Source organism: Falsarthrobacter nasiphocae (assembly GCF_031456275.1).
Classification (GTDB): domain Bacteria; phylum Actinomycetota; class Actinomycetes; order Actinomycetales; family Micrococcaceae; genus Falsarthrobacter; species Falsarthrobacter nasiphocae.
In genome coordinates, this window is the sequence record NZ_JAVDUI010000001.1 from 718,897 (window position 1) to 732,224 (window position 13,328).

Annotated in this window: 10 protein-coding genes and 1 pseudogene; 4 read left to right on the forward strand and 7 right to left on the reverse strand. The window is 71.0% G+C overall.

Annotated features, from left to right (window positions below):
* Nucleotides 1-310 precede the first annotated feature (310 nt).
* On the reverse strand, nt 311-1,921 hold the full coding sequence (gene purH / locus J2S35_RS03225; protein ID WP_309849761.1) for a bifunctional phosphoribosylaminoimidazolecarboxamide formyltransferase/IMP cyclohydrolase: 1,611 nt from the start codon (nt 1,919-1,921) through the stop codon (nt 311-313).
* 167 nt (nt 1,922-2,088) lie between these two features.
* Here purH and J2S35_RS03230 point away from each other — a divergent pair, with 167 nt between their 5' ends.
* Nucleotides 2,089-3,435 carry an MFS transporter gene (locus tag J2S35_RS03230; RefSeq protein ID WP_309849763.1) on the forward strand — a complete coding sequence of 449 codons (1,347 nt, stop codon included), beginning with the start codon at nt 2,089-2,091 and terminating at the stop codon, nt 3,433-3,435.
* A 202-nt stretch (nt 3,436-3,637) separates the two neighbouring features.
* Here J2S35_RS03230 and J2S35_RS03235 read toward each other — a convergent pair whose 3' ends face one another.
* From J2S35_RS03235 to purN, 3 genes and pseudogenes are all read right to left on the reverse strand, one after another.
* A complete protein-coding gene (locus J2S35_RS03235; RefSeq protein WP_309849764.1) occupies nt 3,638-4,102 on the reverse strand; it encodes an endonuclease domain-containing protein in 465 nt (154 codons plus the stop codon).
* Between the two features lie 225 nt (nt 4,103-4,327).
* Nucleotides 4,328-4,477, reverse strand: a pseudogene (locus J2S35_RS09920) (type IV toxin-antitoxin system AbiEi family antitoxin domain-containing protein); the annotation flags it as partial.
* Nucleotides 4,478-4,674: 197 nt separating this feature from the next.
* Complete coding sequence (gene purN, locus J2S35_RS03240) at nt 4,675-5,244, reverse strand: phosphoribosylglycinamide formyltransferase (protein WP_309849766.1); 570 nt, start codon at nt 5,242-5,244, stop codon at nt 4,675-4,677.
* Nucleotides 5,245-5,295: 51 nt separating this feature from the next.
* Here purN and J2S35_RS03245 point away from each other — a divergent pair, with 51 nt between their 5' ends.
* Nucleotides 5,296-5,736: a hypothetical protein gene (locus J2S35_RS03245; RefSeq protein ID WP_309849768.1), complete on the forward strand. Its 441-nt coding sequence runs from the start codon at nt 5,296-5,298 to the stop codon at nt 5,734-5,736.
* A gap of 74 nt (nt 5,737-5,810) precedes the next feature.
* Here the strand turns inward: J2S35_RS03245 and J2S35_RS03250 are convergent, their stop codons facing one another.
* Entirely contained in the window at nt 5,811-7,169 is a 1,359-nt protein-coding gene (locus J2S35_RS03250; RefSeq protein WP_309849771.1) for a cell division protein PerM, read from the reverse strand.
* A 90-nt stretch (nt 7,170-7,259) separates the two neighbouring features.
* Between J2S35_RS03250 and J2S35_RS03255 the strand changes: the two genes are divergently transcribed.
* Nucleotides 7,260-8,459 carry a glycosyltransferase family 4 protein gene (locus J2S35_RS03255; protein WP_309849772.1) on the forward strand — a complete coding sequence of 400 codons (1,200 nt, stop codon included), beginning with the start codon at nt 7,260-7,262 and terminating at the stop codon, nt 8,457-8,459.
* Between the two features lie 22 nt (nt 8,460-8,481).
* On the opposite strand, the gene J2S35_RS03260 is transcribed toward J2S35_RS03255, so the two are convergent.
* Both J2S35_RS03260 and J2S35_RS03265 read right to left on the reverse strand, forming a co-directional pair.
* The gene (locus tag J2S35_RS03260) at nt 8,482-9,807 is read right to left on the reverse strand and encodes a D-arabinono-1,4-lactone oxidase (RefSeq protein WP_309849774.1); all 1,326 of its coding nucleotides are present in this window, start codon (nt 9,805-9,807) and stop codon (nt 8,482-8,484) included.
* The gene (locus J2S35_RS03265; protein ID WP_309849777.1) at nt 9,807-11,036 is read right to left on the reverse strand and encodes an alanine racemase; all 1,230 of its coding nucleotides are present in this window, start codon (nt 11,034-11,036) and stop codon (nt 9,807-9,809) included. The genes J2S35_RS03260 and J2S35_RS03265 overlap by 1 nt, the downstream gene beginning before the upstream one ends.
* A 92-nt stretch (nt 11,037-11,128) precedes the next feature.
* On the opposite strand from J2S35_RS03265, the gene J2S35_RS03270 reads away from it, so the two are divergent.
* Entirely contained in the window at nt 11,129-12,754 is a 1,626-nt protein-coding gene (locus J2S35_RS03270) for a succinic semialdehyde dehydrogenase (protein WP_309849780.1), read from the forward strand.
* The last annotated feature ends 574 nt before the right edge of the window (nt 12,755-13,328 follow it).

Genomic DNA, 13,328 nt, shown 5'->3' on the forward strand with positions numbered 1-13,328 from the left:
GATCCCCCTGCGGTGATGTGCGCGATGCAGCCTGGAGTGAGTGTCGAGGGCCGCCTCGGGGGCAGCAGTCCGCCATGGCCGGAAGCACCGATCCTCTCAGCAACGTAGACCTGCGCGTCTCTGTCCAGGAGATGACGTAGCGAGGAGGCACAAGCGTCCGGCCAGTGCCACAGGCACGTCACCCTGGATCATGAGCGGGCTCTGTCTTCTGGTGGACGATTCGGTGAAAAACTTCCACGATTCACGGCAGAGCCCGCTCATTTTCACATCAGTGGCACGGCCGTGCCAACCACATCATGACGCGCGATCTCTAGTGGAAGAAGTGGCGCGTGCCGGTCAGGTACATCGTCACGCCGGCCTCCTTCGCCGCGGCGATCGTCTCCTCATCCCGCACCGAGCCGCCGGGCTGGACGACCGCGCGCACGCCGGCGTCGAGCAGGATCTGAAGGCCGTCAGCGAAGGGGAAGAACGCGTCCGAGGCGGCCACGGCGCCCCGCGCGCGCTCCACGGGCTCTCCGTCCACCGTGAAGAGCGTGTTGGCGCGCTCAACGGCGAGGCGGCAGGAGTCCACGCGGTTGACCTGGCCCATGCCCACGCCCACGGCGCCCTGGTCCTTCGCAAGGAGGATCGCGTTGGACTTGGCGGCCCGCACGGCGCGCCACGCGAACTCGAGGTCGGCCAGGGTCCGCTCGTCCGCGGCCTCTCCGGCCACGAGGGTCCAGTTGGCCGGGGAATCGCCCTCGGCGTCGATCACGTCAGACTTCTGCAGGAGCATGCCGCCGGAGATCTGGCGCATCTCCACCGAGTCCCGGCGGAAGCCCTCCGGGAGGACGAGCAGGCGGATGTTCTTCTTCTGCGTGAGGATCTCGACGGCGGCTGGCTCAAACCCGGGCGCCACGACGACCTCCGTGAAGACGTCCTTGACCGCGAGCGCCATGCGCTCCGTCACCGTGCGATTGGAGGCAATGACGCCGCCGAAGGCCGAGACCGGGTCGCACGCATGCGCCTTCGCGTAGGCGTCCGCGATCTCGCCGCCCTCAGGGACCGAGGCGATCCCGCACGGGTTGGCGTGCTTGATGATGGCGACGGCGGGCGTCGTGAAGTCGAACGCCGCGCGCAGGGCCGCGTCCGCGTCGACGAAGTTGTTGTAGCTCATGGCCTTGCCGTGGAGCTGCTCCGCCTGGGCGATGCCCTCCGGGGCGGCGTGGTCCACGTACATGGCCGCGCTCTGGTGGGGGTTCTCGCCGTAGCGCAGGGTCTCGGCGCGCTCGAGGGCGACGCCCGCGTACGGCGGGAACTCGGCGGGCTGGTCGTCGTCGCCGAACTGGGCGGCGGTCCAGGCGGCCACGGCGTTGTCATAGGCCGCCGTGTGCGCGAACGCGAGGGAGGCGAGGCGCTGGCGGGCGCGCAGGTCGAAGCCGCCGTTCTTGGCGGCCTCGACGACGCTCGGGTACGACGCGGGGTCCACGACGATCGCGGCCGAGGCGTGGTTCTTGGCCGCGGCGCGGACCATCGAGGGGCCTCCGATGTCGATCTGCTCGACGACCTCGTCCTGGCCGGCGCCGGAGCGGACCGTCTCCGCGAACGGGTAGAGGTTGACGACGACGAGGTCGAAGGGCTCGATCTCCATGGTCTCGAGCTGCGCCACGTGGTCCTCGTTGCGGCGGTCCGCGAGGATGCCCGCGTGCACGCGCGGGTGCAGCGTCTTGACGCGGCCGTCGAGGCACTCCTGGAACCCGGTCACCTCGGAGACCTCCGTGACAGGGACGCCGGCCTCGGCGATGCGCTTGGCCGTGGAGCCCGTCGAGACGATGGACACCCCGGCCTCGTGGAGGCCGCGGGCCAGCTCGTCGAGGCCGGTCTTGTCATACACGGAGACGAGGGCCCGCTTGAGGGGCACACGGTCAAGGGCAAGGGTCATCGGGAAATCTCCTGGTGTCATGCGCCGGTCGCGTCCCTCCGGCGTCCTTGTCCAGTCTAGGAGGTTCGAGGCCACGCCGCGTTGGGGCGCCGGTGACGCGTGGCTTGCGGAGGGGCCCTCAGGGCGTAGAGTGCTTTTTGTCAGTTCGACAACGACCAAGGAGTGCCATGACCGCACCCGCCCCCACCGGGCAGCTGCCAACCGCCGCGGAGATCGTCCAGGACCTGCCCTTCCGCTGGGGAGTGCAGGGCCGCATCTTCCTCATCGGCGGCCTCGGCTTCATGTTCGACGCCTGGGACGTCACGCTCAACGGCGTCCTCGCACCCCTCCTCGTCAAGCACTGGCACCTCTCCGCCGGCGAGACGGCCCTCCTCGGCACCTCAAACCTCATCGGCATGGGCGTTGGCGCCTTCGCCTGGGGCGCCGTCGCCGACCGCCTCGGCCGGAAGACCGCGTTCTCCCTGACGCTTGCCATGTTCGGCGTCTTCACCGTCCTCGGCGGGCTCGCCCCGAACTACGAGATCTTCCTCGTCATGCGCTTCCTCGCGGGCATGGGCCTCGGCGGGTGCGTGCCCGTCGACTACGCCCTCGTCGGAGAGTTCACCCCCGCCCGGGTCCGCGGTCGCATCCTCACCGCCATGGACGGCTGGTGGCCGGTCGGCGCGGCCCTCTGCGCCGCCACCTCCGCCTGGATCCTCTCCGTGGTTCACGACTGGCGGCTGCTCATGGCCGTCATGGTGCTCCCCGTGGCCCTCGTCTTCTGGGTCCGCCTCTCCGTCCCCGAATCCCCGCTCTTCCTCGCCCGGCGGGGCCGAGAGGCGGAGGCCCGCGCCGTCGTCGACCACCTGGTGCGCGCCACCGGAGCCGAGCCGCGCGACTACATCATGGGCAGCGAGCCCGCGCGCGAGAGCTCGCCCTCGATGCTCGGGGCCGTGTGGCGCTTCAGCGCGCGGCGCACCGCCGTGGCGTGGGCGCTCTTCATGACGATCCTGCTCGCCTACTACATCTGCCTGCTGTGGATGCCGAAGATCCTCGTGGGGGCCGGGTTCGTCGAGGCCAAGGCGTTCCTCACGACGGCGGGCATGGCCCTCGTGGGCGTCCTCGGCGTGATTGTGGCAGCCCTGCTCGTCGAGCGAGTCGGCCGGCGGATCCTCCTGGCGATCAGCGCCCCCGCAGCCCTGCTGTGCCTCATCGCAGCCAGCATGCGCCTGCACGACGCCGCCTGGGTCACGGCCTGGCTCCTCGGGTACGGGTTCCTCATCCAGGTGGCCATCCCGGTCCTCTACGCCTACGTCTCCGAGCTGTACCCCACACGGCTGCGGGCCAGCGGGTTCGGGTGGGCCTCGGCCGCGTCCCGTGTTGCCGCGGGCCTCGGGCCGCTCGCCGTGGTGGGCGTGCTGTGGCCGACCATCGGCATCACCGGCTCGTTCTGGGTGCTCCTGGGGCTCATCGTCGCGGCGCTGGGCCTGATGTGGGTGTGGGCGCCCGAGACCCGGGGCCTCGAGCTCGAGTAGCCGGGGGCACAGCGGCTCACTTTGCCCCAGCCCTTGTCAATCCACGTCTCGATTGAACAAACGAGGTCACGATTGACGGCGTTGCAGCCCGGAAACAGGCTTCGATGGCGACCTAGATTGTTCATTCCTGACGCAGTTTGACGGGGGCCGCGTGACGGGGACCCGCGCAAGGAGGCAGCGTCAGCTCGCGTCCGGCACCAGCTCACCTCCCACGGCAGCTCGCCAGGGTGGCCTTCGTGGTCTGAACAAGTTCATCGGGGCGGTGCACGACGTCGTCATACGTGAATCGCAGGCACGGGGTCCCGCGCGCCGCAAGCACGTTGGAGCGGCGGCGGTCATTGGCGAACGCCTCCCGCGACGAATGGAACTGGTAGCCGTCAAGCTCGATGACCACCTGGTCCTCGACCACCATGTCAACCCGGCCGACGCCCGGGATGTGCACCTGGGTCCTCACGGTGAGCCCGGCATTCCGGAGGGCTAGACGGGCAAGGGTCTCCAGCGGTGAATCCGCGCACTCCGACGCCTCGTCCACCATGTCCCGCAGACGGGCATTCCGGTTTCCCGGCAGACGGCCCAACAGCTGCCCCTTGGAGCACAGCCGCTGACCCAATGCCGATTCCAAAAGAATCCGGGCCTCGAGCTCGCCGACGCAGGTCAAACTGGCCACGAGCGCATCCTCCAGGCGAGCGAGCCCCGGCCTCTGCCGAGAATGAGGCGCCCTGTGGACCACGGCCGCCCGCGGGGGCCTGGCCGTCCGGGTCATGTGCGGGGCGGAGACCGCCCGCATCCCCCTCACCCCATACCGGCGAAGTGCGGAGACGCAGGTCAAGTCCGCCGCTGCCAGAACGGTGAGCCTCAGGTCCTCGCTCACGCCCGGAATTTCCACGACACCGCGCCCTGGCTTGGCCAAAGCCCCCGCCCGCACGAGCCTGCGGATGGCGGCTACGCTGCACCCGGCCCGCTGCAGATCGACGATGCGAGCAATGCCGCCCCACGCCCGGAGCTGGTCAAGAACGGCGTGGGACTGGCCATCAGTGATCATGCAGCCAGAGTGCCCCGGTGCAGCCCCTGCTGGTCGCGGAAGGCGCCTCTTCGTGGATAACTCATCGCAGCTGGCCGCCGTCAATTCACGTCATGATTGACCAAACTGCGCCACCATTGAAACCGTTTCTCGCGGATCGCAGCCCCCGAAGGTGACGCGGTTCGTCTGAAAGTGTCGTGAATCGGAAGAGGGGGCCGCTACTCCGCAGACGCGGCGAGGTCCCGCAGCACGTCGACGAGCATCTCGCGCTCCTCGACCTTGATCCGCTCGTGCAGCGACTCCTCGGTGTCATCCGGGCGCACCTCGACCGCGCGCTGGGCAATGATGGGCCCGGTGTCCACGCCCTCGTCCGCCCAGTGCACGGTGCAGCCGGTCACCTTGACGCCGTATGCGAGGGCGTCCCGAACGCCGTGGGCCCCGGGGAATGCGGGAAGCAGCGCCGGGTGGGTGTTGAGGTAGCGCCCGCCCACCGCATCAATAAAGGAGCCCGAAACGATCCGCATGAATCCCGCGGAGACAATCATGTCCGGGGCATGCGCGGCGCACTGGCGGGTCAGCTCCGCGTCCCACTCGGCGCGGCTCTCGAAATCCTTGGGCGCCACGACGAACGTGGGCAGCCCCGCCGCCTCGGCCCGCTCGAGCCCGAGAATGCCGGGACGGTCAGAGCCCACCGCCGCGATCTCGACGTCGAGCCGGCCTTTCGAGACGGCGTCGATGATCGCCTGAAGATTGGACCCTGAGCCTGAAACGAGCACGACAATACGCATGCCTTGAGCTTATCCAGGCAACTCCTCAGGCGGCACCACTAGAATTGCAGCGTGTCGCATCCAGCAGAGCCCTCGCCCTCCGGCAGCCCGTCCCCCGAGAAGACGGGCCCGGACGGCGCCCCGGGCGCTGAGGGGCCCCGCCCCGGCTGGCTCTTCCTCGTGGTCATCCTCCTGACGGGCGCCATGCTCTATTCGGCGGCGCCCGGCTGGCTCGTGGCCATCCCTCTCGTCTTCGCGGCCGCGGCCATCGGCCTCGCCGTGTGGCTGCTCCGCCGTGCCCCGCGGGGGATGATGCGCACGTGGCTCGTCGTCGTCATGGTCATGGCCGGGGTGAACCTGTTCATGTCCCTTGGCAACATAGCGCTTCAGCCCGTCCTGGGGCCGTTCCGCGAGTGCGTGAGCTCCTCCGTGACGCTGTCCGGCGTCAACGAGTGCCAGTCCGAATACCAGAACGCCGTGGAGCGGATGACGGGCGCTCAGCTCCCTCGCTAGCTCGCCCCGCCAAAACCGCCACCGGGCCGCACCGGCCCTGCACTCGCCTCGCGAGCCTCACGGCCCGGCTCGGGCTAATCGCTCTCGAGCCAGGGGACGGTGAGGAAGCCGATCAGCGCCCCGACGAACACCTCAAGACCCAGCATCCAGAACACCTGAAGCGGGTCCGCTCCCACCTCCGTGAACCGGCCGACGCCGAGGGAGCCGCGGGCCGCCCACGCCGCGAGCGCGGTGGCCCCCGCCGAGACGACACCGAGGACGAGCGACGCCGCGACCGCCCCGAGCCCTCGCGCCACGGCACCGGGGCCGAACCGCAGCTCGAACCACTCGCCCACGTGGTCCTCCCCCTCGCGGAGGAACCACCACGCGCCCACGGCCCCGCAGATCACGGGCACGAGGAGCGCCACGGCGGACCACGCGGGCAGGGAGGTGGGGATCGCGGCGAGGACGGGCAGCGGCGGCATGGGGCCCACGGAGGTCGCGAGCGGGCTGATGACGGTGTCCGTCCCCACGGAGAAGCCCGCACCGGACAGCCAGGCGGCGGTGTTGACGAGGAGATTCGGCAGGTAGGCCGCGTGCGCCACGGTGACGCCCACCGCCCCGGCCACGGAGCGAGAGACGCCCTCGTAGCCCGTCAGGACGGGGGCCCAGTGGATCGCGATGGTGACGCCAAGCGCGGCCGCCGACGCCGCGAGCAGGCTCCCGAGCACCACGCCGCAGGCCCGGAGGACGGCGCGGGCGTAGTCGCGCGACCAGCGCCACCACTGCCCCTTGGCGTGCAGCCACTGCTCCCTCCCCAGGAACGCGACGAGGCCGCCCGCCTCGGCCATCCCGCCGAGCAGCAGGCCCGCGAGGGACCAGGCTGCGGGGACGGCTGCGGCGAGCAGGGGGCTCGCGTCTGCGCTTCCGGGGCGGGAGATGAGGGCGACGACGGCGCTGGCCGCCCCCATGAACGCCGCGAAGCCGAGCGAGGCGACGATGTACCCGCGGGTGCCGAGCCGGCTGAGCCGCCGCCCGGCCGCCGCGGCCATAGAGACAAGGAGGAGGACGCCGCCCAGCGGGACCAGCGTCAGGAGGCCGTCCACGGCGGGCAGCCCGCGCTCCGCAGGGGCGAAGACGTGCAGGGGCACCCCCTCCGAAAGGAGGAGCGCCAGGCCTGCGAGTCCCGCGACCCCGGACTCGTTCATCGGCTCGAACGCCCCGCGCAGGCCGAGCAGCACGACGGGCATCGCGGCGAGGAGCGCGAGGACGAGGAACGGCCCGAGCCCTTCCCACAGGCCCCTGACGAAGACGGGCATGCGCGAGACGACCCGGGCTCGGGCGCTCGGCCTATCACCGCGGCGCCGCTGGCGGCTGGCTCGGCTCGGGGCGGCACCTGCCGCTGGAGCGGCGGTGTCCGTGGACGGGTTGCGGGTGGGAGGCGAAGTGTCCATCCCGCTCATTCTCTCACTCCTCTCCGCCGCTTCCCCCGCCGTTCACCTCGCGGCCCCGAGCCGTTGGAGCGCGTGGGAGACGGTGGTCAGGTGAAGATCGCCATCGTCGCAGAGTCCTTCCTCCCGCATATGAACGGGGTCACCAACTCGGTGCTCCGGGTCCTGGATCATCTCCGCTCTCGGGGTGACGATGTCATCGTCATCGCGCCGGACACTGCGTGGGTCTTCGGCCACGCCCTCCAGGACCCGACCCCGCCGCAGGGGCCGAGCGACGCGGAGCTGGGCGTGCCTGTGCACCGCCTGCCGTCGCTGCCCCTGTCCGGCTACTCGAAGGTGCGTGTCGCTGCGGGAACGGTCTCGCGGGTGAAGCGGATCCTGGCGGACTTCGGACCGGAGGTGGTCCATGTGGCCTCCCCGTTCGTCTTGGGGTGGCGGGCGATCCAGGCCGCCCAAGAGCTGGGCCTGCCGACGGTCTCGATCTACCAGACGGAGGTCCCCACGTATGCGGGCCGCTACGGGATGCCGATCCTCGAGGATGTCCTCTGGCAGCGCGTCAGGGAGATCCACGAGGCGTCGACGGTGAACCTCGTGCCGTCCACCTTCGCCCGGGCCCAGTTGCAGGGCCTCGGCGTGCGCCGCGTCCGCCTGTGGCGGCGGGGCGTGGACGCGCAGCGGTTCAACCCGGCTCGCCGCGATGCCGCGCTTCGGGCGGAGATCGCCCCGGGCGGCGAGCGGATCGTGGGCTTCGTGGGGCGCCTCGCGGCGGAGAAGCAGGTGGAGGACTTGGCCCGCTTGGGCGCCATCCCCGGCGTCAAGCTTGCGATTGTCGGGGACGGGCCCCTCCGAGCGGATCTGGAGCGCCGCCTGCCGAACGCCCACTTTGCGGGCTTCCGCTCCGGCGACGACCTCGGGCGGCACGTCGCGTCCTTCGACGTGTTCGTCCACCCCGGCGAAGCGGAGACGTTCTGCCAGACCATCCAGGAGGCCATGGCCGCGCGCGTGCCCGTGGTCGCGGTGGGCCGGGGCGGCCCCCTCGACCTCGTGGACCCCTCCCGCACGGGCTGGCTCTATGCCCCGGGGGATCTCGCGTCCCTCGAGGCTCATGTGCGGGACCTTGTGGGCGACGACGCCAAGCGCGCCGCCTTCGCTGACGCCGCCCTCGCCTCGGTCCAGGGGCGCACGTGGGAGGCCCTCGGCGAGGAGCTCGTGGGCCACTACGAGCGGGCCATCGAGATGAACCGCCGCTACCTCGGGCAGACGGCCCGCGCGATCCTCCGCCTCTACGCGTAGGACCGGTGCGGCCCGCCCCGGGTCACACGCCGAGAACCCGCTCCAGGTACGGGTTGAGGAAGAGCCCGTCCGGGTCCGCGAGCGCGCGCTGCTCCAGGAAGTTGTCGAACCGGGGGTAGAGGGGCCGCAGGCGCTCGGCGTCGAGCGAATGGATCTTGCCCCAGTGAGGCCGCCCGCCGAAGTCCCAGAAGACGCGCTCCAGCGCGGCGAAGTAGGCCTCGTGGGGCTCACGAACGTAGCGGTGCGCGGCGATATAGACGCTCCGGCGGCCCGTGGAGGTGGACATCCAGACGTCGTCGGCGGCGGTGGCGCGGACCTCGAGGGGGAAGGAGATGGCCTCCCCGAAGCTGTCGACGACGCGCACGATCTCGCGCAGGGCCTCCGCCGCCGTCTCGAAGGGCAGGGCGTACTCGGTCTCCCGGAAGCGCACGCGTCGGCTCGAGACGAAGACCTTCTGGGAGGCGTCCGTGTAGGTGCGGGCGGACACGAGCCTGTTGGCGGCCCTGTTGACGAGGGGCACGAGCCCGTTGAACCGCGCCCCCGCCCGGCAGGTCAGGCCGTAGACGCCGTTTTTGACGAGCTCGTCGTCGATGAGGCGCGACGCCCAGGAGACGGGCGAGCGCTCGACGCCCCACGGCAAGCGCGTGTTGGTCTTAGTCAGGGCGGTGCGGGTGCCGGGGAACCAGTAGAACTCGAGGTGGTCCTCTCGCTCGCAGCGCTCGGTGAACGACTCGATGACGTCGTCGAGCGGCTCTGGCTTCTCCTCGGCGCGCAGGGCGAATCGCGGGACGCACTGGATGGTGACCTCGACGACGACGCCGAGGGCACCCAGCCCCACGCGCGCCGCCTCGAACAGCTCGGGCCGGCTCGTGGGAGAGCACTCGACGACCTCGCCGCTCGCGAGGACGATCGTCAGCGCCCGCACGGACGCCCCGTAGCCCGTGTACGCGAGCCCCGTTCCATGGGTGGACGTGCTCAGGGCCCCCGCGAGGGACTGGTGGTCCACATCCCCCATGTTCGGCAGAGCGAGCCCGTGCGGGTCAAGAAGCGGGTGGACGTCACGGAGCCGGGTCCCTGCCCGGAACACGGCCAGGCCCGTGGACCGGTCCGCGGAGACGAGGCCAGAGTAGTTGTCGAGGCTCGCCACGACACCGTCCCCGGCGGCGATGTCGGAGAAGGAATGCGAGCCTCCCACGACCTTGAACCTGCGCCCCGCGGACCGGGCCCGCTCCAGCGCCGTGACGACCCCGCTCAGGGTCTCCGGGTACTCCACTGCGGCGGGAGTCCGCGTGTGGTTGCCCGCCCAGTTGCTCCACGTCCCCCGGGGGGAGATGCCTTCTCGCGTCATCAGAGGAATGCCTTTCGCTCGCCGCGGTACGTTGGCCATTGGTCCACCACGCGCCCGCCGGAGATGACGGCCACCGTGTTGAGGTGTTCGGCCGCCTCGCCGGCCTTGGCGTGACGGAAGTAGACGAGGTCTCCCAGGTGCAGGCTGTCCGCGGCGGGTCCGATGAGCGGCGTCTGCACCTCGCCGGCCCACTCCTCCGGCGCGTACTGAAGGCCCTCCGGCCAGACCGGCTCCGGCGCCCGATCCTCCCGGGGCGTGCCGGACGCGGTCCATCCGCCGCCCAGAACGGTGACGACGCCCCGGCCCGGGCGGCGCACGACGCTGACCGCGTAGTGGAATGCGGGCTTCGGCTGGAACCCCCGGTATTTGAGGAAGAGGCCGGGGGCAAAGAGCCCGGACCCGGCGGCGACCTCCGTCACGGCGTCCTCGGCGGAGGTGGACTCGATGGACCCCGTCCCGCCCCCGTTGACGAACTCGAGGTCCGCGTGGCGGCGGACGCGCTCGACGGCGGCTGCGCGGCGGGAGGCGATCTCGGCCCGCGAGGCGCGCTGCATGAGCCGGATGGCGGCCGCCCGCGGTGACCTGCCCGTGTCGTAGACGCCGGCCACTTGGCCCTCGTAGGCCATGAGCCCGACAACCCGCACGCGCGGATTCGCGGCAGCCCGCACGGCGAGGGCCTCGATGTCCTCCGGCGTGAAGCACGGGGAGCGCAGGGCCCCGAACCGCAGCCGGGACGGGAGGAAGCCGAGGCCCGGGAGGCTCTCCAGGCGGAAGCCCGCATCCAGCTCCAGGCACAGCCTCAGGGGCCCGGTGCTGGCCAGCCCGCTCAGGAAATCGAGGTGCTCCGCGCAGTCCACCATGAACGTGATTTCGGCCCGGGCTCGCTCGTCTTGCGCGATCCGGCTCACCGCGTCCGCGTCAGCGGTGGGGTACCCGATGACGACATCGGAGGTCCCGTGTTCCACGAGCCATAGGGCTTCGGCCGCGGTGAACGCCAGGACCCCCGCAAACCCGGGCTGGCCCACAGCACGCTGGATCGCCTGGCGCACCCTTAGGGACTTGCTGGCCACGCGGATGGTCTTGTCTTCGGCTCCCGGCGCGATCCGAGCCGTGAGGGCTTCAGCATTGGCGTCGAAGGCGTCAAGGTCCAGGACCCCGATGGGGGCTTCGGCAAGCCCCGCGTCCGCGAGCGCCGCTGTATACGCCTCGAAATCGGGCCGAACCCCCATGGGACCTCCGCTCTTGTCCTCGGTGCGGAATGCTCCGCAAATTCTGTGACGCATGTTACAAGACTAGAGGCCTGCCTGGCAGACTGGTGTCTATGAGTGCACCGACCCGCGAGGACGCCGCCCCCACGACCACCCCAGCCGAGAGACCGCTCGTCTACACCGTCCCGGGCGTGACCCCGGGCCTCGTGGCATCTCTCGCTGCGGAGGCCGAGGCCAGCGGCGCGGACGGCGTCGTCTCCTCCCGGGAGTCCTTCACGGACCTTCCGCTCGCCGAGTACCCCCGCGCCACCCGGGAGACCGTCGAGGGCGCGGCGCGGCGCGCGAGGGACGCCCAGGCCCGGTGGGCGCAGACGCCTGTGCGGGAGCGGGCCGCACTGCTGGGCCGCCTTCACAAGGCCCTGCGGCGGGATCGGGACGTGATCCTCGCGCTCACCCAGGCGGAGACGGGCAAGTCCCGCATCCACGCGTTCGACGAGTTCATGCACGTCCTCCTCGTGGCCGAGTGGTGCGAGCGCAACGCCTCGGCGATCCTCCGCCCCGAGCGGCGCCGCGCCGCCGTGCCCGGGCTCACCTCGGCTGAGCTGCGCCGGCACCCGCACGGGCTCGTGGGGCACATCTCGCCGTGGAACTACCCGCTGTCCCTCGCGGTCTCGGACGCGCTCGCGCCGCTCGTTGCGGGCAACGCTGTCCTCCACAAGCCGGACACGCAGACGGCCCTCGTGGCCCTCTACGTGCGGCGCCTGGCCGTCGAGTGCGGCCTGGACCCGGACCTGTGGGTCATCGTCGTCGGGGACGGGCCGGTCGTGGGGCCGTGCGTCGTCGAGGCCTCGGACGCCGTGTCCTTCACGGGCTCGACGCCCACGGGCATCGACGTGGCCCGCCGCGCCGCCTCGCGCCTGCTCCCCGTCAGCCTCGAGCTCGGCGGCAAGAACGGGATGATCGTGGCGCCGGGCGCCGACTACGAGGCCGCCGCCGAGGCCGCCGTGCGCGGCTGCTTCTCCTCCGCGGGGCAGCTCTGCGTGTCCATCGAGCGGATCGTGCTCGTGGGCGAGGCGTACGAGCCCTTCCGCGACGCCTTCGTCCGGCGCACCCGGGCCGCCCGCCTCGGCGCGGGGTACGGCGACGACTACGAGATCGGCACCATGACCGGCCCCGCGCAGGTGGAGCGCACCGAGTCCCATGTGCGGGACGCCCTTGAGCGGGGCGCGCGCGCCCTGACGGGCGGCCGTCGGCGCCCGGACCTCGGTCCCTTCGCCTTTGAGCCCACCATCCTCGAGGATGTGCCCGACGACGCGCGTTGCCGCCGCGAGGAGACGTTCGGCCCCGTGGTGGCCCTCTCGCGGGTGTCCACCGTGGACGAGGCCGTGGATGCGGTCAATGACACCCCCTACGGCCTCAACGCCTCCGTGTGGGCGGCCACGCGGCGCGAGGGGCGCCAGATCGCGGGCCGGCTCCGCTCGGGCTCGGTCAACGTCAACGAGGCCTTCGCAGCCGCCTTCAGCGCTGTGGACTCCCCTATGCAGGGCTACGGCCTGTCCGGCGTGGGCGGTCGCCACGGGCGGGAGGCCCTGGAGCACATGACCTGGACGCAGACGATCGCCACTCAGAACGGGCCCGGATTCGGGGTCCCGGCTGGCGTCCCGACGGCCGCGTTCATCGGCGCCATGACCGTGGGGCTCGGGGCGCTGCGCGCAGTCCGCGCCCTCCGCCGGCGGTAGCCCCCTCCCCCGGCACTCGCCACATCACCCTGCACCGGCTGCTCCTCATCCCGGCGACTCCGTTGACCGCCGCGTCGTAGCCCTATCCTCCCGCGCCCTTGACACAGTCGCACGAGCGTGTGTTATGCATGACATGCGTAATTTTCCTCACGTCGTGAAGGTGACCCGCAATGGTTGATTTCACTCTGGAGACTCGCGCCGGAACGCTGCACGGCGCCCTGAACCTCGTTTGCCTTCACGGGGCGGAGGACGCCTCGCCTCAGCCAGACGAGGACGCCTACGGAGCGACGCTGAAAGGAGGTGGACATGATTGACCTAACCCAGGAGATGCGGAAGGCAGAGCGTGGAATCAGCATCCGGCTGAACTTCATTTGCTCTGGATCAACCACGCGCTAATGAACAGCCCGCCGGTGGCGGAACCGGGCCCATCGGCCGCCACCGGCACCCGGCCAGAGAACGGGTGAGACCACCCCCACGGAAGCAGAGAAGTACATGTTTTCGCCCTTCGTCCACATGTCCAAGTCAACCTTCATGATCCAGGGTCGGCCGCATCGGCTTGCGTTCCAAGCAAGAA

Bases quoted from the DNA above. Each gene is read 5' to 3' on its own strand.
- purN (WP_309849766.1), bottom strand. From the start codon at position 5,244: ATGCGTATTGTCGTGCTCGTTTCAGGCTCAGGGTCCAATCTTCAGGCG.
- J2S35_RS03250 (WP_309849771.1), bottom strand. From the start codon at position 7,169: ATGGACACTTCGCCTCCCACCCGCAACCCGTCCACGGACACCGCCGCT.
- J2S35_RS03260 (WP_309849774.1), bottom strand. From the start codon at position 9,807: ATGACGCGAGAAGGCATCTCCCCCCGGGGGACGTGGAGCAACTGGGCG.
- purH (WP_309849761.1), bottom strand. From the start codon at position 1,921: ATGACCCTTGCCCTTGACCGTGTGCCCCTCAAGCGGGCCCTCGTCTCC.
- J2S35_RS03265 (WP_309849777.1), bottom strand. From the start codon at position 11,036: ATGGGGGTTCGGCCCGATTTCGAGGCGTATACAGCGGCGCTCGCGGAC.
- J2S35_RS03230 (WP_309849763.1), top strand. From the start codon at position 2,089: ATGACCGCACCCGCCCCCACCGGGCAGCTGCCAACCGCCGCGGAGATC.
- J2S35_RS03270 (WP_309849780.1), top strand. From the start codon at position 11,129: ATGAGTGCACCGACCCGCGAGGACGCCGCCCCCACGACCACCCCAGCC.